Consider the following 23,375-nt stretch of genomic DNA (forward strand, 5'->3'; position numbering starts at 1 on the left):
TAACGTCTGATGCTCAAAAGCCCGATACAACGACACGCTATGGTGTCCAAAGCGCAAGCGATGTATCTCCTGGGTATGACCTCTTCGGGCCCCTTAATTTATTTCTTGTCGGTTATGTTTAGCATGAAGGTTTGCGACGCATAGGTATGAAATTCTGGCAGGTCACTTACGATCTGACCGTCATCGAATCTATGATGGGCAATCGATGGAAAAAGCTCCCTAGGAACAGGGTGTAGTGCATCTGGATTGTGGAACATTGACACCCCCTCTGCCCAAGTCTCCTGACAGGTCTCGTTCACTTCATATCCGAACATTTTAGGGAGTGAGGCATTTGGATCATGGTCATGGTAAGTTCCAGCCCTGTGCATTATAACGGACGCACTTCCAAATCCAGCTTGTTTGCCCATACGATTAAATTTAGAGATGGTTCCACCAGCGGTAAACAATATTGCGCTGATATTTTCGGCATCTGGCTGAAAAAAGTACCCTGATGGAATTACTTTGTCTCCGACCTGGTGGGTCTCAATTTTCAATGGAGAAATAATTAAATTACCTTCGTCATCCCTGTGGAAGTCATGACGTACTCCGTAGAGGTATTGCAATAGGGCTGTGCCACTCCATGTCATTGATTGGTTATCATGAAAGTCGGCAATAGCAATGACCAAAGGGTTTCCTGCAACATGATCCAGCTTCCAATATTCTTTCTTAAGTTTCGAAAATAACGGGCTGCCGAATTTAATTGGCATTTCATCCCTGGTTTTCTCCATCAGCTCTTCAGGGGACATTGCCTCGATTGGCCGATTTATAGTTTCATCCGTAACAGCAGTCTTCCTTCCCACTATTACAGCTTCGATGGCAACGGTTTTTCCGAACTTCTTTACTAGGAAGTCAGGAGCATAGTGCTCTCGGTCGAAGAATAGAGCTTCTTCCACAATGTAGGCGTTTAGGTAGAGCTCCCACAGCCTCGCATCGAAGCCCGTAGACTGGAACTGCTCAACGTAGTTACCATCAATATCCACAAAGTGCGGAGCCATCTCAGCGATAATCTCCTTTGCAGAAGAGAAGGACGGTTCGTCTCGAAGTCTCAAAAAAAATGGATGGAGCTTCTTATCCGCAACGATAGGGGTGAACAGATCCATTGCCTCGCCAGTGGCATCCCCTTGCTCAAAGACCTTTTTGCCAGTGGCAGTATGATGCTCCATTCGTTTGGCGAGCCAATCCTCAGCCTTTTTAGGTGATTTCATCCCGTGCTTTAAATCAAACAAACGGTATCTACCGACTTCATCTCGTCCTAAGAGAATTGAGACAAATTCAGTATCTTCGATATCTAACAGTATAGATCCCAAAATTGATTCGTCGGAATTACTAAACCAGGCCAGCTCTTTGCTTATATACGCCGCGCCTGGAGTTCTAGACGGCCCAACCAGAGCACTGAAACGCTTAACGTCCATTGGCTTCATAGCGAATTTGCTCATTTTAATCCCTTATTTATTATCGACTACTAAATTCCAGGCGCGACCATCGAACCTGAACTCAATACATTCACCATTAGCAATTGGGTTGCTAATATCGAAAACCCTGAAATCACGCATTGAGTCTGAGTTGATCATTTCTGGGCAATAGGTAACGAGCCAACGTACTGCTTGCATAAACTGACCGTGTCCAAAGACCACTCCCTCACCGGTCATGGTGTTCAGGCGAATCAAAACAGTCCTGGCTCTCCTGATCAGGTGACTGAACGACTCTGTACCAGGCCAATCCTCGAAATCCGGATCAGCCGAACCCCAGTAGGCGTCTACCCATGGCTTCCGCTCAGCAGCAGTCGTGTTGGCACACCTAGACGGTGACAGGTATGTAAACTCTTCTACTGGCCAAATCTCAACCGGACACCCTGGAAACTTTTGGATGGTAGGCAGCGCAGTATCCTGGGCGCGCTCAAACGGCGACATCACGATCAGATCGGGCGCTACATCGAACGAATCCGCTACAGCCCGCGCCTGCGCCCAGCCCAGGTCAGTCAGCGGGATGAGGGCCGGATCGGACGTTGCAGTGCCAGCGTTCGCAGCACTCTCACCATGTCGAATAAACCTGACTTTCAGCATTCGATGGGCTCCAGATCATCCTTAGCCGCACTCTTGGCAATCTTGAACAACCGATCAGTCAGACGATGCACGTGCTCCGCATCCACCTGAATCAGCATATTTTCCATAGCTTCTTTTACTTCTGCATCGTCTCGCTTGTGCTCAAGAATAAACGAGATGCAGTTAAACACGCAGTCCAGAACATCAAACCGATAACCATCCTGCGATTCAGAATCCAATAGGTAATCCAGTGCAACTCCCGAAGGCATGTCATACCCGCTAACTTGCAGCACAGCCACACTTTGACGGCAAACATAATCATCACGTTCAGCAAGCGTCAATTCTGAAATCTTATGCATCATGGCCTCATGCCTTTTGAGCTCAAAGCATTCTTGACTGCCCGCCCATCTGTGTCAATCGAAATGATATGATGGGTATATAAAAATAATAATAAGAAAGGCCTTCAAATGTCTCTGCTCGACCTCGTTGTTCCATTTAAGAAAGTTGTCATTAGTCAAACTGTTGAAAATAAGTCGGAAGTATCCTTTGATGTGTATGGATTAACAACTGAGGACTTTGTCCGCTTGGTGGATAGCCACGGCAAAATCCTGGGCGCTATCTTCTTGCAGAATGCCAAAGAAGACCTCAAGGATACCGACAACTCGAAGGGCATCATGCTTCAGTTTCCTGGCTTTGGTGCTGCGTGTATCGCTCTTGGCTGTAAAGAACCTGATGCTGCTGCGCACGTACAAAACCTTCCCCTGATGACCCAGGTTGAACTGCTTGCTACAGTTTTCTCGCTTACTTTTCCTGACGGTCTAAAAAAAAGTCTGATCAAACTCGGGCCGACAATCGTACAGCTGCTGAAAAAGTAAAAGACTTTGAAGCAGAGAGGAAACGCAAAGAGAGCGCTGAGGATGGTGACGAGTTAGATACGTTTATCGGCGTTCTTGTCTCTAACTGCGAGTTCCTAATATCTAGGGGACACAACACCCCAGCCCTCAATCCATACAAATACTCCATTCGAAAGCTGTTCAGGATTGCTGTAGTTCAAAAAGAACTTAGCCGCGAGCAGCTATTTGGGGAGATGTATGGAAATCACCTGAGTCGAATATCTTGCGTTTCAGGGGATTCAAAACCGTTTAACGATTTGATGATGAAAATTGCCGGAGAGCAATAAATATGGCTAGTAATGCTGTAATCAATTTAGTCCTTAAAGCTAAGGACGAAGCATCCAACATACTCACAAGTTCTTTCAGTAAAATTACGGCACTGGCTGCTAGCGTTGGTCTCGCATTCAAGTTTCATGATGCTATTGAGCAGATGACTGAATTGGACTTCGCTGCGAAGCGCCTCGGCGTAACTATGCAAGACCTAACTGCAGCGCAGTACGCAGCATTTAATGGCGCAAACGTCAAACCTGACCAGTTTCTGGATGCTTTAGATGAAGTCAGAATCAAAGTTGAGGAATTCAGTTCTATTGGCTCTGGTGGCGCAGTCGACTTCTTTGAAGTCCTGAACATCTCCGCCGAGAAATTTAACAAGCTCAATCCTCTGGAACAGCTCGACAAAATTTCCGAGACGATTAAGGGAATGTCTGATAACTCAGCTTTCACATTCCTTGACCAAATCGGGTCTGACTCCCTGCGGAACCTTCTTCCAGTTCTGCGCAACGGTGGGGCTGAATTCAAAAGGCTTCGCGCCGAGGCTGAGCGACTAAATCTTACCCTGTCGGATGTAGACACTCTGACTGTTTCCCAGCTAGGGAAGTCATTCGTCCAGCTTGAAAAAGTTGGTAGCACAGCATTTAACAAAATCGTCGCAAACATCGCTCCTGAGTTGACCGCCCTGACAGAGATGGTGACTGAAGCCATAGTCGGAATCTCAAAAGATACTCAAGCACCTGTCAAGGACATTGGGCAGACCTTCCTTGATGTATTTTCGGGCGTTGTAGCCAGCCTAAATTTTACCACCCAGGTAAAGAACGCGTTCGTGGTTGCCTATAGTGCAATGAAGGAAGTAGTTCTTTCCTTCGCCGAGTTTAACTTGAAGCAATTCCAGTTTCTCGACTCGATCTACACGAAAAGTGCCAACGGCCTCGTAAACATCTTCAGAGCGGCATTCGCAAAAAACCTGGAGTTCCTGAACTCCACTTTTATCGAGCCGATGAAGCAGTTTGCCAACACGTTCAACCTCGATTTAGCTGCCGGTCAGATCTCGAAATTCCAGGGTGTTCTTTCCGGGCTCCAGGAATCGTCAAGTAAACCCATCCAGGTTGCTACTGAAAACAAAAGCATCAGCGAGACGATCAAGCAACTTCAGGTACTGAAAGACGAAGCCCACAAGTCTGGCCTTGAAAACTTCAAAGTCTGGAATGATGGCGACTACCAGAAACAAACCGAAGAAACCATGGCAAAGATCAAGGCCAAGGTTCTTGAAAACGAAGACAAAACAAATGCTGAGTTAGCGAGACGAAAGGACAAGTCCGACCAGGACAAGATCGTTAAGCTCCAGACCAAAAATGCTGCCGCATCAGCCCAAATCGCAGCCACCCAAGCTCAGTTACAGGCTGATCTCGCGAAGAAAGAAATTGATATCACGATCTCCAAGATCGATACGAAAAAGCAGGTCGAGCTCTCTGGGCTCCAGGAACGTGCTCGCCTCGAAAACCTGTCAGCAGTCCAGATCGCTGATGAAAAATTCCGTATCGAGATGGAAGCCGCAAAGAAGCTGAGCGAGCAGAAAAAGCGCTCTCTGGAAGTCGACATCAAGGCTCTCCAAGGCAGCCTTGCTGGTCAGCAAAAGCTCCTTGGCGCGACCCAAAACTTAAATGACCGGCCTGGCATCTTGGCCACCATCAACCAACTTGAGGCCGAGATCACCTCCAAGCGAGCCGACCAGGCAACGATTGGCGCAGAGCTCGTAAACCAATCGGCTCTGCTCAAAGCCGACCGGGCCGCAGAGGTTGGACAGATAAGGCAGCAACTGGCTCAGATTAAAGCTGACGCACAGATTGAGCTCCTGGCAATCGGCGGCGACCTCTTCAGCGCTGACATCAAAAAGATCGAGTCGGATTTCAAGGACACAATTAAGAACATGGAGTCATTGGGCGACGACTCCACGGCGATTCAGAAGTTGATCAGCGCGAAGAAAGCTCAGGCAGAGATGCAAGAGATCGAGCGTCAGTATGCGACTTTGAAGTCAAAGCTTGAGAAGCATCAGATATCTCCGCTCGACTACCTGGATCAGTCGAACAAACTTGAGGAACGAGGAACAAAAGCTGCCGAGGTAACTGGCAATCCCGCAGATCTGGACAAGGTCAAGAAAGCCGCACAGGACGCTCGTGCAGAGGTCTTCGATCTCCAGACCCTTACTGATAAAGTATCTAGTAGCCTGCAGGGCGGGCTTGAGGGGCTTTTTACGGACTTCATCTCTGGTACTAAATCTGCGAAGGACGCGTTTGCTGATTTTGCCCAAGGCGTGCTGACAGAGGTATCGAAGATCATTGCGAAGCTGCTGATACAGCTGGCTATTCAGTCGATGCTTTCTGCGTACACCGGAGGGGCGAGTTCTGGGGCTGGCAGCTTGATGGGCATGCTGGGAAATCTCGGGGGCTCTGGAGGCTCTACCGGTGGACTGCCGAAGTTCCATACCGGGGGGATTATCGGTCAAATGCCCAATTTAGGATTAACTAAGGATGAGGCCCTGATAATTGGTAAAAAAGGTGAAGAAGTATTAACCGAGAACAGTCCGCGCCACAGGGATAATTATGGCAAGGGGGGCAAGAGTCAGGCAGATCAATCTCCGCGCTTTATAATCAACAACGTTCTTGATGCCCCATCTATTGCAAGTGCTCTTGAAGGCCCAGATGGTGAACGTGTGTTTATGAACTTCATGAGGGCTAATAGGGCTGAACTTAAAAATTTGTGATAATATATAGCTCCTGACAAATAAGAATAAAAACAATGACAGTAGCTATCCAAACTTACGCCACTGGTGCCGAGTGGCTTTCATCTTTATGTGCTGATATTTTGCCGTCAAATGGCTGGACAGTAGTACGAGATACTTCTTCTGAGAAAGTGTTCGGGTTACCTGGCGGCGCTGGGTTTGTTGCGTTTGTGATCGGCGCTGGAATTGTTGAGGTTCAGGCATTCCAGGTTTTCGATCCTGATCAACCTGTTGCATCTCAATCGGGTGGGTTCAGCTATTCGTACTCCCCATTCCTTCCTCGCTTTGTCCTGCCTGCTGGGCTGGTGAAGGTCTGGACGCTGGTGAATTCTCGGCGCTTGTGCGGAGTCATCAAATCGGGGGCATCGTACTATTCGTTCTATACAGGACTGATCCTGCCGTTCGGCTCTAACAAGGTGTATTCGTTTCCGTGCTTCATCGGTGGATCTGGGGAGCTCGGTGGGTCTAAGGAGTCTGCCTACCCATTTATGTCTGGTGGCAACCAATACTGCCCAAAGGTCTGTTTGCCTAGCGGTGCCTGGCAGATCGTGGGAGGGAATTCCGGTGGCGATACATCGTTCAAGAGCGAGTTTCCGTACTCGTATTCATATTCCTTTATCCATCCGTTCGACGGTAAGTACCACCGTTTGCGGGGCAAGATCGACGGCGGTGCAGTGGTGTACCCGTCCCTGGTTATTAGCTCTGGCCGTGGGTCTGATACCGATGTTCTGAATGCCGATGACGGGATGTGGCAGGGATGCCTGGATGGTGTTTTCGCGATCCCCCAGGGGCGTGCTGCTGAGTCTTTAATTTCCGTAGATGGGGTTGATTACCTGGTCGTGCCGAACGTGTCCAAGGTCACAGAGACTTATGGGCTGAGGCTGGTATGAGGCACTACTCATCTCGCTATGCATCAGCCGATGACCTGGTTGCTGTCATCAAGCAACGTCTTGAAATCGAAGGCTGGGTTGTGAACCGGTATGGGGGTTTCGCAGACCCACGGATTGGTATCCAGCTCCTGATATCAAAGGGTTCCTCATTCTTCTGCCTTCGTAGCTTTGGAGAGTCGAGCCCATACGTCGACTACTACGCAGCCAGCAGCATCGGCCAGCACGGGGTTATCGTCTCAGCTGCGAGCGGGTACAGCGACACTGCTGGCTTCGTCAGTCAACCAGGTTTTCAGTCTTCTCCAAAAAGCTGTGTGGAATCTGGCGAAAGCGCCGGCACATGTCATTTCTTTATCGGCGATGATTTGGTGATGTTCGTCACTGAGCGCGCAGGAGGGTTGTATTCGTGCTTGTCGTTCGGAATGTTGCCGGTGCTATCTCCGGGCTCGGGCGGTCAGTTTGTGACGTCGACAGAGAGCTACTTGAGCAGCCAGAAACAGCCGTTGTTTGCGAATGCGTACGCAACGTTTGGCGTTCGCCTAGCACACACGGAGTGGTCGGGATGGGATGTTGGTGGCCGGACGTGGGGGCCGCTGAGACCAAGTAGTCAGGGAGCTTTGATCGGTGTTCCGCACTTTCACCAAAATGGTACTGAGTACGGAAACGTCGGAACAGTGTCGCGTGCGAAGGGTTTGGTGGGTGGGCTGGATGGGCTGATCCCAATCACTCTTTTCACTGAATTCTCTGGTGGATTTGCACCGTTTGCCGAGCTGCCAGAGTTGTTCTTTGTGCCGATGGATGCCTTCGAGCCTGGGGCTACTTACGAGCTGGGAGCTCATCAGTTCCTGGTGTTTCCGCAGTACGTCAAGGCGTTCCCGACTGATCGTAATTACCCTCACTTTAACCTCGGCATTGCCGTATTGCTGGACGCTGCGTCATGAACCAAATCGGCAAGAGCTTCGGCACTTATTTCTTCGATAACGTCTTCCTAACCCCAGCCTCTATCGACGCCGGGGTTGTTGTGCCAAGTGCAGAGTTTCGCTTCGAGCTGTGGCACTCATCCACATCGCCAATGCAGTTGGCTGGCGTAACGCAGACGGGGGCGTTCGGCATCGAGCTCGAAGGGATAACATCGGGCGCACTGGCGTCTTTCGAGTCGGTTGACTACAAGGTTTTCCTGAACCAAGCAAATGGACTCGTCGACTACAGGGCGTCTTTCGACTTCGGGTCTGGATCTGAATACAGCTTCAGGCTTGCCGCTTCGATGTCCGTTGTAATGCCTGAGCGCATCGACTGGTCGACTCAGCCAGAAATGAGCATTCAGTACCTGACTGAGGTTATCGAGTCTTTTGATGGCACTGAGCAACGCGTAGCTCTTCGCGATACACCGCGATGCTCGCTGAGCTATCTGTACAGCATGATTGATGAGCAGCAATATCATTTTGATAACAAGCTAGCTACGTCCACTGGAAACATGCTCATCCCCCTGTGGCCCCTGCAGTGCCGATTGTCCCGTGGCATCTCGATTGGGGACGCACGCATCTCCCTGGCTGATCTGTCGGCACACCTGGCGAGCTCAGAAACCATCCTGATATCAGAAAATGATCGTCACGAAGTTCTGTCCGTGGAGTCAGTGGAAGGCCTGGAAGTGGCCCTAGTAACTCTTGCTAAGAATGACTTCTCGGAGTCGGCAATCGTAGTCCCGTTGCGTATCGCGTACCCCTCTGACGAGTCGAATTCCACCTCTATCCTGCGGGGCTTCGACCAGCACACAGTCACCTTCGATCTCGACGAAACGCAGATCCAGAAACCAACGCCAGTCGACGACTTCGAGCGCCTGAACGCCCGACCAATCTTCCCGTTCAGACCGGATCGCTCCAAGGATGTCACGACTCAGTATAACCGCCGCCGCGAGATCCTCGATCCTCTCATCGGAGCACGCAGCATCTACGACCGCACCAGGGGCACGGTGAAGATCCTCGGGCAAACCTTTACCTTTTTCTCCGAGCAGGAACGTAAGCGTTTTGAGGACTTCGCGGAGATCATGAACGGCGCCCAGGGCGAGTTCTACACCGAAGGCCCTGGACAAGCTTTCGAACTCAGCGAAGACATTGTCGTACCAACATACAAAATCAGAATAAAAAACAGTGGATACAGCAACTTTGCCAATAACAGTTCGCTCACCCCAATAGTCGCAATTAAACTGTACAATGGAACTACTATTTACAGGACAATCCTGATCGCCACGATCAACCCAGACGGCACCGAAACAATCACAACAAAAGAATCCACGAACAACCTTAAAATCAGCGATATCGAAACAATCGTACCGCTTTACCTTGCTCGTTTTGATTCTGACGAATTCCGATACATCTTCGACACCAACGAAGTGTCGACTATAACTAAAAATATCAGGCAATTACTTTATGCTGACCCTGCAATCGATACAGCAAGCGCTATCACTATCTAGACCTATCGAACTCTTCCTGTTTGAACACGGTACGGAAAAGTACGCTTACACGTCTGGCAGCAGACAGCACCTCCACACTGACGGTCTGATCTACAAACCCATGAGCCTCAAACGCGAAAAAGTTCAGCGTACCGCTGAGGATTACAAGAATCAGCTCACACTGAACATGCCCGGCGACTCCCCAGTCCCCTTGCTGTTCCGCTCACATTTGCCGTCAAACCACGTTGCGATCAAGGTTTTTCAAACACAGCGCGACCTCCCAGGTGAGTCGATCAACGTTTTCGCAGGAGAAGTCACGAGCGTAACCTGGAACAACTCCATCGCGTCCTTGGCCTGCAATCCTGTCTCCAGATCCCTCACACGCCAAGTGCTTCGCTGCGGCTACCAAAGCCAGTGCAACCACCACCTCTATGACACCAGGTGCGGCTTGCAGATTCAGGATTGGCAAGAAGACACGACCGTCACTGCAATCAAAGACAACGGCTTCACGGTCGAAGTAGCCAGTAAGAAAAACGAGGACGACTACTACATCACAGGTTTGTTATCAAAGAACGGAAGTGATTTCCGCATGATCACATCCTGTTCCGGTAATGCATTTAAGCTTATGTCTCCGATTGATGGACTCAAGGTTGGTGATGCTATTCAAGTCGCTAAAGGGTGCGATCACTCTGCGGCGTCGTGCCATTCCTTTGATAACTTCGCTAATTTTTTGGGGTTCCTGACTATTCCGACTGATAACCCTTTTCAAGTTTACTAATAATATACCCATAAGAATAATAAGAAGGTAAGCATGGTTTACTTCATGATGGCGATGTTCGTCCTATCGATGATCATGGTCGCTAGGATGCAGCCTAAAACCGAAAAGCCGACAGCAGCAGGTCTTGAGGACTTCAGTTTCCCGTCTGCCGCAGAGCGTCCAATTCAGGTTCTGGCGGGTACTCGAAGGATCTCGGGGCCGAACGTCCTGTGGTATGGAGACCTGCGTAATACTGCGATCAAGACAGTCACCAAGGGGATGTTCAGCTCGAAAAAAACCGTCACTGGCTACCGTTACTTCATGGGGGTGCAGCTCGGCATCTGCCACGGCCCTGACGTCCAGCTACGCGAAATCAAATTTGGTGACGATATTGCCTGGTCAGGGCTTAGCACTGGTGGCCCTATCCAAATCAACAAGCCCGCTCTATTCGGCGGTGACACGAATGGCTCTGGTGGTATCTCTGGGACGATGAGGTTTTACTCAGGCGCTTTGACGCAGACGGCGAATGAATACCTGGTTGGTAAGGTTGGGAGCGACCTCGTGTCTGCGATCCGTGGCGTGTCGTATTGCGTAATGGAGGGCATGTACATTGGGAACTCGTCGAGCCCGCAAGCAACCAGCTTCGTCGTCTCAAGATTTCCGAAATCCCCGGATGAGCGCTTCAGCGACTACGAACAAATTGGACTCGACGCAAACCCTGCTTTTTTTATCTACGAAATGATCACGCACGGACTCTACGGCGCAGACCTTGGCTACTCGTCAATCGACCTGGATTCTTTCATGTCCGCCGCTAAAACGCTCTTCAGTGAAGGCATGGGCATCTCTGTAGTGATCGATTCATCGACTACCGCTGGAGACGTGATCGACGACATAAAGCGTGTGATTCAGGGTTCGCTCCAGACCGATCCGAGGACGGGAGCCCTGAAACTCAAACTCATCCGTAACGACTACGAATTTGATGATCTCCCCATCTTCAATGCCTCGATAATTCGAAACCTCAGTGGCTTCACCAGGGGGTCTCTAGAGACTGCAATCAACGAAGTGAAGCTCAAATACACGAGCATCGACGATGACTTCACTGAGCGCACGGTGATCGCTCAAAACAATGCTCTCAGAATTCATAAGGGCGACAGCGATGGCCAGACGGTTCAGATGCCAATGGTCAGCAACCGCAAGCTGGCCTCAGAGATTGCAATGCGGGAGATGTCCAGCATCTCTGTGCCCCTAGCGACCTGCACCGCTGAATGTTTTAGGCACGCGTTCAATGCCGAAGTCGGGGATGTCGTGAGACTTTCTTGGCCTGCAGTGGGTGCCGATAACTTGGTTATGCGGGTAACCGGTGTTGACCTTGGCGCTCCGGGTGATAGCCCAGTCAGGCTCACGCTCGTGCAGGACGTCTTTGGGGTCTTTATGAGTATCTACGCCGATGGCTCCGAGCGCCAATGGACAAAGCCAACCTTCGACGCCACGGACATCACGCGCTTCGACATCATCGATGCTCCGACGATTTTGACGACAAACCAAACGGTGAGCAGCGTGCTCGTTGTTGCTGAAAATCCTGGCGTTGCGCTGGACTACCAACTGCAGGTCAAAGGGGGTGTTGATAGCGGGTACGTCGACGCAGGGGCGATGCCTTTCACGCCTCTTTTCTCGACTACGAAAGCCATGGGTACTGGATGGACGGATGTGAGCCTTGTGCTATCGGGGCCATCTGCAGAGCTGTCGTCGATCACGCAGGAAGAGGTTCGTCAGGGCCTGGGGTTGATGCTTATCGTCAGCGCCCTGGGAAAAGAGTGGATCTCGTATCAGAACGCTGTGGCTGGCAATTCAACGACTGTGAATCTTGGTCTGGTCAACCGTGGGCTATTCAACACGCAGCCTTTGGCGCACCCAGCGGGAGCTCGCGCATGGGCTGTTTCCGAGGGTTTTGGAGTGACTGACTGGCAGTATGCGAAGAGTGAGTCTGTGTCGCTCAGAATGCTCCCCAGGACGCAAACTGGAGTGCTCGATGTCGATGAGGCTGTCGTGCATTCGTACAGTGTTGCCGGTGCCAACCTAGCCCCATGGACGCCTGGGCGTGTGAGGGTCAATGGGCTTGAGGGCAGGCAGATCTCAGGCGTTGCAACTGTTACCTGGCGGAGGCGTGATGGGGCGTTGCCTGCGGTTGTGTTCAATGGCAACGACGAGACTCAGGTGACGGATGCGACCTACCAGGTGGTCGTGAAATCTGGCGGTAGTGTCGTCAAAACTGTCAGCGGGATCACTGGTGAATCATGGGCGTTTGCTGATGAAGCTGTGCTTAATGGTGGGGGCTATTACAGCAGCCTGACTTTTGAGATCAGTGCTCAAAAGCCAGGGTTTACGGATTCAGTCGCCGCTGGGATAAGCGTGACCCGGTGAGATTAGTTCTTGACCAGAAACTTAGCTTTCTCACCATCAGAATCAGAGCGAAGCTTCATCACCATTCGCTGAATGAATGGTATATGACTGTCGCGTTCTAGATCCGCAAAGATCATTCCTTGTCCGTTCAGGTTGTCCATGACGATCTGGATACTTGTTGAGTTTAGAATGCCCAGGTGTATCGTCTTGCAGTCAACATCATCTTTTTGGATTTTGTAGAAAGTCAGGTGATGTGCGGACTCATAATTTGTCTCCCAAGCCACATGCTCAGTTTTCATGCCTGCAAGGAAAAGTGGTTGCTGAACCCCTGAGTCGGATTTTCTGATTTCGCAGAGACCACCTTGAGAGTCCTCTATCATCATGCCGGGATCAATTCCGTACTGCTTCAGGACGGTTGTATCGCCGGTAAACTTAATTCGAAGTCCGGACTTTGAAATATCGTTGACTCGGTCGTAGATGAAACCCTTGTCGATTATATCTACCTTGATTTTTGCATGGAGCGGCGTTAGAAGCTTTGCTCCGTTATTCTGAGTATACAGATACACATTGCCGGTAAATGTGTCAGCCATGAGGGTTCTGTTGTAGCCCAGGAAAATTTCTCCGACAACCCAGAACACACACATAAAAGCAAAGAACTTAGCGAAAGTTTTACGCCGCAGCATGTTCTAATTCCTCAGCTTCACGCTTATAGAATGGGGGCTCAACATTAAGCAGTGCAGCGCCAAGGAGGAATACTCCAACATTTTCCCAGATCATTTCACCCAGGAAGGGAAGTAATGTGCTAGAGCCAGGTAGGATCGTTGCCATTATCGCAATTGGATATCCGAGCAAGTCCATAACTAGAGATGGGGCATGATAGCCGTGCAGCAAATTGCGTGCAGAAATTACTGTCTCGCTGAATGTTTGAAGCTCAGTCGCAGACGCGAGTAGAAAACCTGGCGCGACGACGCTAAACATAAATACTGCCCATACCACTCGATAGATACGCATACAACTCCCTTGCTCTGTAAGTTTGCATCAATGCTACGTGTAGGCAACTAGCGTGAAAAGCGTTTTTACTACGCAGTTACATACCCAATTGTGGTTTTTCTAATAATTCCCAAACTCTCTGCGTTCCTGAAAATCTGACCAGCTCGGAGGTTCCCGATCCGTGAGTTTTTCGCGAATTCCTTGAGCTTCACCGGCGTGCCGGGTGCCAAGGTTTTTGCGTGAACAACCAGGGTTTTCAGGATTTCTGCGTTGGAATCCGGCAGCGTTTCTCCAGTTTTCGGCGTTTCTGGCGTTTCCATCACCTCCTGTGGCATGCCAGTCACCTTAACTTCCGATGATGGCGTTTCGCTAGCGCCTGAGGCTACAACACCCGTCCTAGAGCGTCCAGCGCTTCTGACGCCAGCCAGGATGAGTGCCGGTACTATCTCCAGGGCCATTGCGAAGCCCAGGCACAGAAACTGCGCAAGCAGCGGTGGCAGGCTCGACGCTTTAGCAACACCAGATTTGATGTGCGCGATCTCCAGTGAGCCTGCATTAAGGCGTGCTAGTGCCTGAGCGCGCTGAGCTGCCGCACGAGAACTTACTGATTCTTCAAGTTCCAGGGCTTTAGAAACCATTCCACGAGCGCGGAGATCGTTAGCCTGCGCCCCTGAATCAGAGATCTCTTTATCAAGCTGGGAGATTAATGCTGAGTCTTTCTGAGCCATTGTTGTAAGTGCGGCTACACGCTCAGTAGTCATCACTTCATGGGTGGCCTTGCTGACGCTAATCGAAGTCATCAGTCGATCATAAGTAGCCCAGCCGCTAACACCCGAAAGCAACAGGGCGCAGGTAATAGTAAGTGCTGCACTCACACCGCGCAAAACCCGGACAGCAATCGGCCACGCCAGATACTTGAAGATATCCAATAGCACGGCTGCAGTCGCAAATAGGAGGGCCAGTTTCTTATCTTCAATCAACGCATACATAGCAAGCGCAACCGAAATTGCAGTTACGCTAGACAAAAGGAATGCGATTGCGACAAGTAATGCCGACAGCTTTTTGCTCATCTTGAGCTCCGAAATCTCTGTATAAGCCCATTATATAAGGGGTTCCAGGCAGCGCAATAGCATGGGCGGGCTATTTGACATCAAACTACCTTCATATAGATTGCATTTATTTATTGAGTCGGCGAGTCCAATTCAATATGATGTTTATAAATGAGCCAAAAAAAGGAAAATAATAATGGGCATCAAGATTTCAGTTAATCACCAGGCTATCGCGGACGCACTTATTAAAAGTGGGGATTTACATAGAAAAGATTGTGGGTGCGGACTTTCATATGAACATGATGATGCGCAGGAACTTCAGGAAGTTATTGATATTGCGCTGGATGTAATCGAAATATTCGGCGAAGCCGGCTTACGCGCACTTTCAAATCGTGCAGAAAGGCGTGCCGATGAACTGGATATTGAAGTTCGAGCGAAGCTGGCTAAGTCGGAGGCCGAAAAAGCTTTGAGAGAGGCGCAGCTATCGGAGTACGACCAACTCGCTCTCATGGGAGCCGTGGGGAGCGTTGGTGGGGACATGGATGCATATGATCTCGCCAAGGCACTGGTGTCCAGGAAGGTATACACAGTGCCGGAGATCATGCGTCTATCGAGAGAACAGCTGAGGCATTTACTCTCGTAAGAACGACTCAGCCAGCAAGGTGGCCAGGGGCGCAGGTTTCTGGCCTTTTTCGAAGTGCGTTAGGAGGAAGGTTTTGCCGTTGCGGTCACGGAGCACCATGCCTTCTTTGACCAAGCGTGCTTCGACGTGCATCTCTGCGAAAAGCCCGAAAGCAGTCGTGTCGCCGTCCACTTGGCCATAGATCCAGCCAGCTTCGTCCGCTACGACTTCGCTGAGCACGTGGTCAGAGGGGCTGAAAGCCCGCTTTATCATCCTGCCCACACGGCGAGCTCCCTTCATCATCATTACAAAAAACCAGATTAGGGGAATCAGGGGGATCGAAATCAGAATTCCACCCCAAACATTGATCTGATGCACGACCCACCCCAGCAGGCTCCACAGCGCTCGTACAGGCACAAACCAGTTGATTCTCATGATTCCCTCCGGCTGAGATACGCGAGCGCAAACAACCGATGCAGGCTAGTCGGAGCCGATGGATGAGTCTGATCAACGTCGATTACGAGGAATTCGTTCCCCTGGCTGTCGACAGCGCCGATTCCGTCACCATCTACCCAGGCCTTACGGATTCGGTGGGTAGTCATACGGTCGCCGTCTTTCGTTGAGTCGTCGACAATGCCGAACACGAGCCCCTCAACATAGACTTCATGCTTCACTTCGCGAACAACCGCCTCATAGATAAGAGATCTTGAACTCATGACTTCGACTCATCCAGGTATCCTTCGAGCAAAGAAAACATCTCTTCCTGACTGATGGCTTCCTTCCGCACTAAGTGAATTAGCAGAACTTCAATATTATTAAGTTTCACATCATCTCCAGATAGCCTTGAGAAGGTATTGGCCATGTTGTCAATGCGACCCAGTTCGGCGGTAATTCCATGCTCCTCAGCTAGAGCCAAAACCTGATCTGCCACGCTGTTATATTTACTATCCATGAATTAAATAGACCCAAGACCAATAACCTACATTGTACTGCTTGCAAGGTTTGCCAGCAAACACTAGCATTGGAATTGTGGAGTTAAGGAACTGCATGCTATGAAAGGTTTCAGAAGTATTTTGAATGCGCAGCCCGTAGCTAAGTTGTATCTAGAAAATAAGTCAGTTGACGATAGATTTAAGAGGTCTGGTGCTACAGATGAATTGACAAGATTTGCATACACACTGGCACTTCGTGGCGTGCATCCGAATAGCCTTGATTCTATTGTTGACTTCAGACTTGAAGACGTTGTTGGCCTCCTGTTGGCTGATAGAGAAACTACCCAAGGTCTCAAGCATGAGTTCGATGAGTTTCGGGTTGTTTGGCGCAGGCTTTACGACCGTGAGCGAAACCGTCGGGATGCGATGTGGCGACTAGAGTTGATCGAGCCGGGATCTAAGTCGGCTGAGCCATTCCTGAAATTACTGTCGGCAATCAGGGATGCAGACGAGACAGATCCCATTGGGGAGGCGTTTGCGCTGGGTATTCATGAGGTCGTGGCGATGGTGCCCGTCACCTCAGTACCTGGGTGGATTGACTACGTCGCTCACGATGATATTCCAGAACCCTGGTGCGAACGTTTCCAGCAAGCTAGCGCGGGCTCGACAGCTACGATCCGTGGGAATTATGCGTACGATTGGGAGAAGTTTGTACGGCTTTGGGAGGTAGAAATGGACATGATAGCTAAACACGAGCTGGCACGTGGGGAGCCGCTATGAAAATTGTTGTGGACTGCGAATTCACACAGCTCAATGCTACCGCCAGGCTCATCTCTATGGCGCTGGTTGCTGAAGACGATCAAGAGCTCTACTTCGAGCTTAGCGATAATTACGTCCTAGCTGACTGCAGTGATTTCGTTGTTGAGAGGGTGTTGCCACAGCTAACTGGAAGTAGCGCCTCAATTTCACTGGACGCTGCAAGGCAGGAATTGTTGGCGTTCCTGGGTCGCTTCGATAATGCCGAAATCATGTCTGACGCGCCCGCATGGGACTGGGAGTTCTTCTGTGATATCGCTTACCACAACGGAAAATGGCCGATTAATGTATCCAATAGACCACTCAATTTGATTGACATATTCAATGATAAAGACGTGCCGGGTGAAGATGCGCCCGAGCTTCCGCATCATGCGTTGCTCGACGCCAGATTACTAATGAACTACTACAAGCGCCTCCTCAAATAGCTAGCTCTAGTTCGTCGGAAATATTTAATTGCTGTCCAGGTACATACTCAATGTACTTTCGCTTGAGCCTGCACTCCTGAGGCTTGAATAGCGCGTCAAATATAGCATCGATGAGTTCCAGAATTTCCTTGATCATCTTTTGAACTTCGTAATCCCTTGCTGTGAACTTGATGTAAATTGGCTTTCTTCTGCGCCCGCTGACTGCGATGAATTCATAGTAGTAGATTCTAGCTCTTTCTTGTTCTTCGCTATCTCTTCTTGCAATTTCGTCCTGAAGTTCTGAAATGGTTTCTGGGTCATAGTTAATTCCTTCTTGTGTAATTAGTTTGTGCCACGTGAGTCTGGAGCGCTTTAGCTGCCTGCCGCTTATATGTTTGCCATCAAACTCGAACGAGATCCCCTTAGGCTGACCGTCCTCGTTGAGGGTGAGGTTGATATAGACCTTTTGCTTCCTGAGCAACCTGGTGAACGTGAACATGTCGCCTTGAGCCTGGTTGGTGGCTTCGATAGCGCCTGCGATCTTTGCGATCATCTTGTGCTTCAAGGGCAGGTCGTTGTCGCGGATCGAGGCTTGGAGTTCTGCGTGAGAGATCGAGACGCCCCATGTGTCCTTTGGCTTCGGTGCTTTCGACAGGTTGAAGCCGTCTTCGATGCCGGACACTGACTCAAGGCTTATGCTTCGCTCGTTGCTGTCTTTGACCATGCTGAAGGTGTCGTCCAGGCGGATGCGGTTTGCGACGATGTGAACGTGTTGATGATCCTTATCCTGGTGCATCACGGCGACGTATTGATTGCTCTCATCGAAGCCTAAGTCTGTCATGTACTTCGTGACCGCCTGACGCCATTGCGGGGTTGTCAGGGACTCTCCGGGGCGCAAGGACATCATGGCGTGGAAGACCGGCTTAATGGCTTTCTCTGAGTCAATAGCGAAGCGCCTGAGCGTCTCTACCTGATCGAACTCCCTGATCATCTCAGACAGGTCTGATTCGTTGCCTTGCAGGACGCCTGGCAGAGGATCGCGGCTCATTGTGTTGAAGCTGATGGTACGGATGCCGCTGATCTCGTGGTCGTGCTTCGTACAGCCGAAGATGTATCGAATGCGGTTCTTGAAAGAGCCTGCTGACTTCGGAAAAATCTTGCCAATCATTTCACACCTCCCAGGTTTACCTGAGCGATGTACTTCACCTTCTCCAAGAGCTCACTGCCTGGGCGGTCGGCGTTGATCATTGATGCGAGGTTCATCAACTCCCTGGCGATCTGGACGACATCCTGGGTGACTTTGGGTTTAACTTGACCGTTGGCAACGTAGTCCCGAATAAACGCTCCGGCGGACTTGTAGCCAGCCTCAGCGACTTTGGCATTCAGAGTATCGAGCTCAGTTTTGTTTAGTCGCAGGGTGATGCGTGATTCTTTGGTTTGTCTCTGAAAAGTTTTCATCTTGGCTCACCTTTTATTGTTCTAATTATCGAGCCCTTTAACGCAACACCCGGAGGGATGTGAGTATCTAGTCTTACTTGTCTGACATAGACACAACTGGCTATAAACAAGCTCTAGACTCATTATGCAAATGGAGCTTTGGGTGTTGATAGTGTTTTGCTATTTATTTTTTATTTATTTATTTGTATACCGCAACTTTCGCAAGGTGTGAATGCGAAATCACAGTATGGGAGTGCGAAATCGCAAGTCACTAGAGTGAATTCGCAATCAGTTAGTGTGACCTTCGCAGTAGTGGAGTGCGAAACCGCAGTGTGCTCTTGCGAATTCGCAGTGGGTGTTTGTAAAAGTCGCATGGAGGGTCAGCGTGCTGACCAGCATCAGAAATTCAGGCCGGGATCACACCAGGTGAGTCAGGGGAAAATGGATAGTGCCAGTCGGTAGTGCCAGGATTGCTGGGGTCGAGTGATCGGTCTGTCCAGTCAGCATCAGTCCAGCCGGATGGGAGGTGGAGAAGAGATGTAGCGATGGTGTGCGTGCGATTGCACAGCTATTACACACGACATGATCTGTAAGCCACGGAAAACTTGCTTATGCAGTCCAATCCATCATCGGCGCCACACTGAAGCGGCGAGACGGCTCGGAACGGGCGGGGCTAGTGTTTACGGTCGCTTCAGGCTTTTCGAAATTCATTGGTACTGATCTTTTATACAGCGGTTTTTACCCACTTCCTTTGCTTACCGAGGTTGATTGCCAACTAATGTAGCAAGCGAGTTCGGCAAATGTAGCAACTGGAAATGGGCACGATCACATCACGCAAGCGCAAGGACAACTCGACGGCCTTTCGGCGCAAATACGGATCAATCGGAACGGGCGCACAGTTTATCAGGAAAGCCCAACCTTCGACCGCAAGCTGATCGCGCAGGCTTGGACAGAGCGTCGGGAGACGGCGTTGGCTGAGCCTGGTGCAATCGAGCGCGCGAACCGCAAGGGTGTAACGATAAGGAAGATGATCGAGCAGTACTTGGATGAGTACGAAAAGATTCGGGCGCTTGGTAAGACAAAGAGCGCAACACTCAATGCAATAAAGGACAATTGGTTGGGCGACCTCGTCGACTCGGCGCTGACCAGTCAGAAGCACGTAGAATTCACACAGTGACGGATGAGTAAAGAAGGCGGAAGCGTTCAGGCGCAGACGGTCGGTAATGATCTGCCGCACTTGGGTGCGGTGTTGTCTGTGGCGCAGCCTGAGTGGGGCTATGAGATAGGTCCGCTAGCGATGCATAGTGCGCGCAAGGTGTTTGTAAGCTAAGCATGGTGAGCAAGAGCAAGGAGCGTAAGTGCCGGCCGACGCTGGAGGAGTTGGACAAGCTTATGGCGCATTTCTTCGAGATACAGAACCACCTCGAAGAATTCGTCCGCACAGTTCAAATGTGCGCTCAGTTCGCGGCAGGTGTTCGAATGGCAGAAAATGACCCGCCCCGAAATCCTCACCGACATCCAGCGCGTCGCGCGATTCTTCTACCTGCAGCACCATGCCTTCGCCGACAAGATCTCCGGTCAGACGTTCGGCACGGCAACCACCGCACCGGCCATCAACTTGCTGCGCATCGAGGAAAACCTCTCGGTCGCGTGGCAGCGCCTGTCCGGCACCTACCTTGAAAGCCTCCCCTTGCTTGAATGCGCTGAACGCTACGACCGGATGGTTGGCTTCATACGCTGCTGTAAAGGCAAGGTGATGGTCAGCATCAATGATCATCCGGACATCCGCCGCGTGTTCGAAGGTTTTCACTTCGAGACCTTGGATATTCGCTATACCACGACCTAACAGCGGCAGGTAAAGGCTGAGACTAGTGGCGAACTAGTAATCATGAACAGGGAGCCTAGGGTGCTGAAAGTTTATTTTTAAAAAAGAGTTTTTTAGTTTGAGAATGTTTCCTGCATTAGGAGTTCTCTCCTCCGTGTTTCTTTGATTGATCAGGCCGTAGGATTCCATGTAATTGCAAGTGAGATTTCAATGTTTCTAAGAAATCGTGTACCGCGGGGGGGAGTGTTCGCTTCGGCATGGTTAAAACTAAGATGTCTCGTTGTGAAAGCTGAAAATTTGTCAGGTTTACTGAGGTAAGTCCGTCCTGGTGCATCCCGCCATGGCTGATTTCGCTTCCAAGCGTAATTGCGTCTGTTTGGCGGACGAACTCATGAATGGCGCCAGAATAATTGCAAACAAGTACCTCAGAAAATTTCAAATTCTCCATTTGACATACCAAGTCAAACAGCTGTCGTTGAGTGGTTCCTTGCTGAGTGACAGCCACGGGAAAAGCGTTGAGATCAGCCAGGGATAGCTGTTTTGAACTTGCCAGTGGGTGTCCTATCCGCATCAAGGCACATATTGGAGAGCGACAGGAGTATTCGATTTTTATATTTTGTATCGGCGCAGTGCTAAATATTAAACCGATATCTGCATCGCCATCGTTGACCATTTTTATGCAATCTGAGGGGGATGCAACGGTTATTACAAAATTTATTTCTGATGTTGGCTTTAAGAAGTTTGCCATAACTTTTGGAAGAAAATATCTCGATAGTCCTTCGGTCGAAGCTAATCGGATTACGCGAGCGCGTGAAAAATCGTTATCTCTTATTGATACCCAAACTGTCTCATCATCAAGCCTGGCACGCTTGGCATGTTCGGCGAGAGTATGTCCCGCTGCAGTTAAGTACATTCCGCGGGCCTGTCGGTCGAATAGTTTAGTTCCTATATGCTCTTCAAGAATAACAATTTGCCGACTTATAGCGCTTGTTGCAATGTGAAGGCGTTTGCTCGCTTCAGCTAGAGATCCAGTTTCAGCAACCGCTAAAAAGTATCTGTATTCCATCTGCTTCACCTTTCAATGATGAATTGCTTTTTGTCTTCAGACCAAACGTTGTGCGTTCGATTTTTTGGAATGATGCCGTTGAAAAACGGCAATTTCAAGAATTGATTCTTGATCTTATATTGGCAATACATTCCATCAGCAGCGGGTTTGAAATGAGTAAATCAGAAGCACTGGCCAACTCTCGTACCTACCTCTCTGATGGGAGGTTTGAGGGGGATCTTCGCCGTCGGGTGGCGATCGAAAGCGACAGTCAGTCGTCTGCAGAGAATCCAGCCCTTGCGGCATATTTGGTAACTGAAATCGTTGCGCACTTGTCCCGCCTTGGTTTTACCTGCGAACTCATGGAAAACCCGGAAAAAGGTTGCCCACTGTTATTTGCTCAGCGGCATGAGTCTGATGAATTGCACACTGTCCTCTCATATGGGCATGGCGACGTAGTCCCAGGGCATGCTGAACAATGGGGGGAGGGGCGTAGCCCGTGGCAGTTATCGATAGAAGGAGATCATTGGTACGGACGCGGAACTGCTGATAACAAGGGGCAACACAGCATTAACCTTGCTGCGCTGGAGTCCGTAATTAGTGCAAGAAATGGAAAGCTGGGCTTCAACATAAAAATGCTTTTTGAAACAGGTGAAGAGTGTGGGTCACCTGGACTGCGTGAGTTTTGTACGCAGCATAAAGAGCTATTACATGCGGACGTTTTCCTAGCTTCAGACGGCCCTCGATTGAATGCACGACGCCCTACCTTATTTCTGGGGTCTAGAGGTTCCGTAATCTTTTCTCTGGAGGTTCAGGCGCGAGAACAAGCACTGCATTCAGGAAACTGGGGCGGTGTGATGATGAATCCGGCCATCGTGTTGGCAAATGCCATTTCTGCTTTGGTGGATTCTACTGGTCGTATCAAATGTGCAGGTCTGCTGCCATCTCAAATTCCTGATTCTGTGCGGCAGTCCATCGCGGACTTGGAAATCACAAAGAACTCTCTGGGAAGAGAACTCGACGAGGGTTGGGGAGAGCCAGGCCTGTCTCTGGGAGAGAAACTCTTCGGATGGAATACGCTGGAGGTACTCGCGATGACAGCGGGAAATCCACAAAGGCCCGTCAACGCGATTCCATCGAAAGCGTCCGCGTTTTGCCAATTGCGTTTCGTAGTTGGTACCAAGTGGGAGCAGCTTGAATCTGCTGTACGTGAGCATCTAGATAATCACGGCTTTGAGCACGTTCAGATAAAGGTCAGCCGCTCAAGCCCTGCCACACGTTTGGATCCCGATCATCACTGGGCCAAATGGGCTAGCTGCGTTATCTCTATGGCGACTTCAAAAAAAATCGCCGTCATTCCCAATTTAGCAGGCACGTTGCCAAATGACATTTTCGCAAACGTGCTCGAACTCCCAACACTTTGGATTCCTCACTCGTACCCCGGTTGCTCTCAGCATGCTCCCAATGAACACGCACTAAGCTCAATAATTGAAGAAGGGCTAGAGATTATGACTCACGTATTCTGGGAACTAGGGGCTATCAGTGTGAAGAAATGAAATAGGGAGCAATAGTTAGTATCGATGGATGTTGAAGACTCCAATAAATATAATAAAGCACGAGGTGTGTTTTGAAAAAGTTTTGTGATGCTCTCGATGGCTCGAATGTTCTTGCTCCTAAAGATTCTGTCCCTCTTGGTGTTTTGTCTAGGTTTGCTGTTTTTCTCTGCCTGATTG

Annotated in this window: 23 protein-coding genes and 2 pseudogenes; 14 read left to right on the plus strand and 11 right to left on the minus strand. The window is 50.0% G+C overall.

The window, feature by feature from the left end:
• Positions 1-98 precede the first annotated feature (98 nt).
• From ACIOZM_RS12155 to ACIOZM_RS12165, 3 genes are read right to left on the minus strand one after another with little or no spacing between them, the layout of a single operon-like run.
• Complete coding sequence (locus ACIOZM_RS12155) at positions 99-1,475, minus strand: hypothetical protein (protein WP_401213763.1); 1,377 nt, start codon at positions 1,473-1,475, stop codon at positions 99-101.
• 9 nt (positions 1,476-1,484) lie between these two features.
• A complete protein-coding gene (locus ACIOZM_RS12160; protein WP_401213766.1) occupies positions 1,485-2,102 on the minus strand; it encodes a histidine phosphatase family protein in 618 nt (205 codons plus the stop codon).
• The gene (locus ACIOZM_RS12165; protein ID WP_401213768.1) at positions 2,096-2,443 is read right to left on the minus strand and encodes a hypothetical protein; all 348 of its coding nucleotides are present in this window, start codon (positions 2,441-2,443) and stop codon (positions 2,096-2,098) included. The genes ACIOZM_RS12160 and ACIOZM_RS12165 overlap by 7 nt, the downstream gene beginning before the upstream one ends.
• 105 nt (positions 2,444-2,548) lie before the next feature.
• Between ACIOZM_RS12165 and ACIOZM_RS12170 the strand changes: the two genes are divergently transcribed.
• The 7 genes from ACIOZM_RS12170 to ACIOZM_RS12200 all read left to right on the plus strand — a co-directional run bounded on the left by ACIOZM_RS12170 (position 2,549) and on the right by ACIOZM_RS12200 (position 12,543).
• Positions 2,549-2,956, plus strand: a complete 408-nt coding sequence (locus ACIOZM_RS12170; protein WP_401213769.1) for a hypothetical protein — start codon at positions 2,549-2,551, stop codon at positions 2,954-2,956.
• Between the two features lie 307 nt (positions 2,957-3,263).
• Complete coding sequence (locus ACIOZM_RS12175) at positions 3,264-6,011, plus strand: phage tail tape measure protein (protein WP_401213772.1); 2,748 nt, start codon at positions 3,264-3,266, stop codon at positions 6,009-6,011.
• Between the two features lie 35 nt (positions 6,012-6,046).
• A complete protein-coding gene (locus tag ACIOZM_RS12180) occupies positions 6,047-6,919 on the plus strand; it encodes a hypothetical protein (RefSeq protein WP_401213775.1) in 873 nt (290 codons plus the stop codon).
• The gene (locus tag ACIOZM_RS12185; protein ID WP_401213777.1) at positions 6,916-7,857 is read left to right on the plus strand and encodes a hypothetical protein; all 942 of its coding nucleotides are present in this window, start codon (positions 6,916-6,918) and stop codon (positions 7,855-7,857) included. The genes ACIOZM_RS12180 and ACIOZM_RS12185 overlap by 4 nt, the downstream gene beginning before the upstream one ends.
• A complete protein-coding gene (locus ACIOZM_RS12190) occupies positions 7,854-9,386 on the plus strand; it encodes a hypothetical protein (RefSeq protein ID WP_401213779.1) in 1,533 nt (510 codons plus the stop codon). The genes ACIOZM_RS12185 and ACIOZM_RS12190 overlap by 4 nt, the downstream gene beginning before the upstream one ends.
• A complete protein-coding gene (locus tag ACIOZM_RS12195; RefSeq protein WP_401213781.1) occupies positions 9,343-10,143 on the plus strand; it encodes a phage BR0599 family protein in 801 nt (266 codons plus the stop codon). Before ACIOZM_RS12190 ends, ACIOZM_RS12195 begins: the two co-directional genes overlap by 44 nt.
• A 33-nt stretch (positions 10,144-10,176) precedes the next feature.
• Positions 10,177-12,543 (plus strand): phage tail protein, encoded by a 2,367-nt coding sequence (locus tag ACIOZM_RS12200; RefSeq protein ID WP_401213784.1) that lies wholly within the window; start codon positions 10,177-10,179, stop codon positions 12,541-12,543.
• 2 nt (positions 12,544-12,545) lie between these two features.
• On the opposite strand, the gene ACIOZM_RS12205 is transcribed toward ACIOZM_RS12200, so the two are convergent.
• The 3 genes from ACIOZM_RS12205 to ACIOZM_RS12215 all read right to left on the minus strand — a co-directional run bounded on the left by ACIOZM_RS12205 (position 12,546) and on the right by ACIOZM_RS12215 (position 14,582).
• Positions 12,546-13,205 carry a hypothetical protein gene (locus tag ACIOZM_RS12205; RefSeq protein ID WP_401213787.1) on the minus strand — a complete coding sequence of 220 codons (660 nt, stop codon included), beginning with the start codon at positions 13,203-13,205 and terminating at the stop codon, positions 12,546-12,548.
• Positions 13,192-13,533, minus strand: coding sequence for a hypothetical protein (locus ACIOZM_RS12210; RefSeq protein WP_401213790.1), 342 nt, complete (start codon positions 13,531-13,533; stop codon positions 13,192-13,194). The genes ACIOZM_RS12205 and ACIOZM_RS12210 overlap by 14 nt, the downstream gene beginning before the upstream one ends.
• 68 nt (positions 13,534-13,601) lie before the next feature.
• A complete protein-coding gene (locus tag ACIOZM_RS12215) occupies positions 13,602-14,582 on the minus strand; it encodes a hypothetical protein (RefSeq protein WP_401213792.1) in 981 nt (326 codons plus the stop codon).
• A 175-nt stretch (positions 14,583-14,757) separates the two neighbouring features.
• Here ACIOZM_RS12215 and ACIOZM_RS12220 point away from each other — a divergent pair, with 175 nt between their 5' ends.
• Complete coding sequence (locus tag ACIOZM_RS12220) at positions 14,758-15,204, plus strand: hypothetical protein (protein ID WP_401213794.1); 447 nt, start codon at positions 14,758-14,760, stop codon at positions 15,202-15,204.
• Here the strand turns inward: ACIOZM_RS12220 and ACIOZM_RS12225 are convergent.
• On the minus strand, positions 15,193-15,618 hold the full coding sequence (locus ACIOZM_RS12225) for a hypothetical protein (protein WP_401213797.1): 426 nt from the start codon (positions 15,616-15,618) through the stop codon (positions 15,193-15,195). The genes ACIOZM_RS12220 and ACIOZM_RS12225 overlap by 12 nt on opposite strands.
• Positions 15,619-15,680: 62 nt before the next feature.
• Between ACIOZM_RS12225 and ACIOZM_RS12230 the strand changes: the two genes are divergently transcribed.
• Positions 15,681-15,806, plus strand: coding sequence for a hypothetical protein (locus ACIOZM_RS12230; RefSeq protein WP_401213799.1), 126 nt, complete (start codon positions 15,681-15,683; stop codon positions 15,804-15,806).
• 89 nt (positions 15,807-15,895) lie between these two features.
• Here ACIOZM_RS12230 and ACIOZM_RS12235 read toward each other — a convergent pair whose 3' ends face one another.
• The gene (locus ACIOZM_RS12235) at positions 15,896-16,135 is read right to left on the minus strand and encodes a hypothetical protein (protein ID WP_401213801.1); all 240 of its coding nucleotides are present in this window, start codon (positions 16,133-16,135) and stop codon (positions 15,896-15,898) included.
• A 100-nt stretch (positions 16,136-16,235) separates the two neighbouring features.
• On the opposite strand from ACIOZM_RS12235, the gene ACIOZM_RS12240 reads away from it, so the two are divergent.
• A complete protein-coding gene (locus ACIOZM_RS12240) occupies positions 16,236-16,895 on the plus strand; it encodes a hypothetical protein (protein WP_401213804.1) in 660 nt (219 codons plus the stop codon).
• Positions 16,892-17,356, plus strand: a complete 465-nt coding sequence (locus ACIOZM_RS12245; protein WP_401213806.1) for a hypothetical protein — start codon at positions 16,892-16,894, stop codon at positions 17,354-17,356. The genes ACIOZM_RS12240 and ACIOZM_RS12245 overlap by 4 nt, the downstream gene beginning before the upstream one ends.
• On the opposite strand, the gene ACIOZM_RS12250 is transcribed toward ACIOZM_RS12245, so the two are convergent.
• The gene (locus ACIOZM_RS12250) at positions 17,349-18,503 is read right to left on the minus strand and encodes a relaxase/mobilization nuclease domain-containing protein (RefSeq protein WP_401213807.1); all 1,155 of its coding nucleotides are present in this window, start codon (positions 18,501-18,503) and stop codon (positions 17,349-17,351) included. The two genes, ACIOZM_RS12245 and ACIOZM_RS12250, sit on opposite strands and share 8 nt — an antisense overlap.
• Positions 18,500-18,793, minus strand: a complete 294-nt coding sequence (locus ACIOZM_RS12255) for a plasmid mobilization protein (RefSeq protein WP_401213810.1) — start codon at positions 18,791-18,793, stop codon at positions 18,500-18,502. The genes ACIOZM_RS12250 and ACIOZM_RS12255 overlap by 4 nt, the downstream gene beginning before the upstream one ends.
• Before the next feature lie 794 nt (positions 18,794-19,587).
• On the opposite strand from ACIOZM_RS12255, the pseudogene ACIOZM_RS12260 reads away from it, so the two are divergent.
• Positions 19,588-20,188, plus strand: a pseudogene (locus tag ACIOZM_RS12260) (site-specific integrase); the annotation flags it as partial.
• A pseudogene (locus ACIOZM_RS12265) lies at positions 20,183-20,699 on the plus strand (DNA adenine methylase); the annotation flags it as partial. The pseudogenes ACIOZM_RS12260 and ACIOZM_RS12265, both read left to right, overlap by 6 nt.
• A 34-nt stretch (positions 20,700-20,733) precedes the next feature.
• On the opposite strand, the gene ACIOZM_RS12270 reads toward ACIOZM_RS12265, so the two are convergent.
• Positions 20,734-21,663, minus strand: a complete 930-nt coding sequence (locus ACIOZM_RS12270; RefSeq protein WP_401213813.1) for a LysR family transcriptional regulator — start codon at positions 21,661-21,663, stop codon at positions 20,734-20,736.
• Positions 21,664-21,815: 152 nt separating this feature from the next.
• Here ACIOZM_RS12270 and ACIOZM_RS12275 point away from each other — a divergent pair, with 152 nt between their 5' ends.
• Positions 21,816-23,198 carry a M20 family metallopeptidase gene (locus ACIOZM_RS12275; protein WP_401214023.1) on the plus strand — a complete coding sequence of 461 codons (1,383 nt, stop codon included), beginning with the start codon at positions 21,816-21,818 and terminating at the stop codon, positions 23,196-23,198.
• Positions 23,199-23,375: the final 177 nt, after the last annotated feature.

Origin of the sequence: Pseudomonas sp. NPDC087346 (assembly GCF_044744235.1) — a bacterium.
Classification (GTDB): domain Bacteria; phylum Pseudomonadota; class Gammaproteobacteria; order Pseudomonadales; family Pseudomonadaceae; genus Aquipseudomonas.

What these genes read in the sequence shown, in the direction of transcription:
- ACIOZM_RS12275 (WP_401214023.1), top strand. Translation starts at nt 21,816, where the DNA reads ATGAGTAAATCAGAAGCACTGGCCAACTCTCGTACCTACCTCTCTGAT.
- ACIOZM_RS12235 (WP_401213801.1), bottom strand. Translation starts at nt 16,135, where the DNA reads ATGGATAGTAAATATAACAGCGTGGCAGATCAGGTTTTGGCTCTAGCT.
- ACIOZM_RS12240 (WP_401213804.1), top strand. Translation starts at nt 16,236, where the DNA reads ATGAAAGGTTTCAGAAGTATTTTGAATGCGCAGCCCGTAGCTAAGTTG.
- ACIOZM_RS12220 (WP_401213794.1), top strand. Translation starts at nt 14,758, where the DNA reads ATGGGCATCAAGATTTCAGTTAATCACCAGGCTATCGCGGACGCACTT.
- ACIOZM_RS12245 (WP_401213806.1), top strand. Translation starts at nt 16,892, where the DNA reads ATGAAAATTGTTGTGGACTGCGAATTCACACAGCTCAATGCTACCGCC.
- ACIOZM_RS12160 (WP_401213766.1), bottom strand. Translation starts at nt 2,102, where the DNA reads ATGCTGAAAGTCAGGTTTATTCGACATGGTGAGAGTGCTGCGAACGCT.
- ACIOZM_RS12225 (WP_401213797.1), bottom strand. Translation starts at nt 15,618, where the DNA reads ATGAGAATCAACTGGTTTGTGCCTGTACGAGCGCTGTGGAGCCTGCTG.
- ACIOZM_RS12255 (WP_401213810.1), bottom strand. Translation starts at nt 18,793, where the DNA reads ATGAAAACTTTTCAGAGACAAACCAAAGAATCACGCATCACCCTGCGA.
- ACIOZM_RS12205 (WP_401213787.1), bottom strand. Translation starts at nt 13,205, where the DNA reads ATGCTGCGGCGTAAAACTTTCGCTAAGTTCTTTGCTTTTATGTGTGTG.
- ACIOZM_RS12210 (WP_401213790.1), bottom strand. Translation starts at nt 13,533, where the DNA reads ATGCGTATCTATCGAGTGGTATGGGCAGTATTTATGTTTAGCGTCGTC.
- ACIOZM_RS12155 (WP_401213763.1), bottom strand. Translation starts at nt 1,475, where the DNA reads ATGAGCAAATTCGCTATGAAGCCAATGGACGTTAAGCGTTTCAGTGCT.
- ACIOZM_RS12250 (WP_401213807.1), bottom strand. Translation starts at nt 18,503, where the DNA reads ATGATTGGCAAGATTTTTCCGAAGTCAGCAGGCTCTTTCAAGAACCGC.
- ACIOZM_RS12165 (WP_401213768.1), bottom strand. Translation starts at nt 2,443, where the DNA reads ATGATGCATAAGATTTCAGAATTGACGCTTGCTGAACGTGATGATTAT.
- ACIOZM_RS12200 (WP_401213784.1), top strand. Translation starts at nt 10,177, where the DNA reads ATGGTTTACTTCATGATGGCGATGTTCGTCCTATCGATGATCATGGTC.
- ACIOZM_RS12190 (WP_401213779.1), top strand. Translation starts at nt 7,854, where the DNA reads ATGAACCAAATCGGCAAGAGCTTCGGCACTTATTTCTTCGATAACGTC.
- ACIOZM_RS12195 (WP_401213781.1), top strand. Translation starts at nt 9,343, where the DNA reads ATGCTGACCCTGCAATCGATACAGCAAGCGCTATCACTATCTAGACCT.
- ACIOZM_RS12270 (WP_401213813.1), bottom strand. Translation starts at nt 21,663, where the DNA reads ATGGAATACAGATACTTTTTAGCGGTTGCTGAAACTGGATCTCTAGCT.
- ACIOZM_RS12185 (WP_401213777.1), top strand. Translation starts at nt 6,916, where the DNA reads ATGAGGCACTACTCATCTCGCTATGCATCAGCCGATGACCTGGTTGCT.
- ACIOZM_RS12170 (WP_401213769.1), top strand. Translation starts at nt 2,549, where the DNA reads ATGTCTCTGCTCGACCTCGTTGTTCCATTTAAGAAAGTTGTCATTAGT.
- ACIOZM_RS12180 (WP_401213775.1), top strand. Translation starts at nt 6,047, where the DNA reads ATGACAGTAGCTATCCAAACTTACGCCACTGGTGCCGAGTGGCTTTCA.
- ACIOZM_RS12215 (WP_401213792.1), bottom strand. Translation starts at nt 14,582, where the DNA reads ATGAGCAAAAAGCTGTCGGCATTACTTGTCGCAATCGCATTCCTTTTG.
- ACIOZM_RS12230 (WP_401213799.1), top strand. Translation starts at nt 15,681, where the DNA reads ATGAGTCTGATCAACGTCGATTACGAGGAATTCGTTCCCCTGGCTGTC.
- ACIOZM_RS12175 (WP_401213772.1), top strand. Translation starts at nt 3,264, where the DNA reads ATGGCTAGTAATGCTGTAATCAATTTAGTCCTTAAAGCTAAGGACGAA.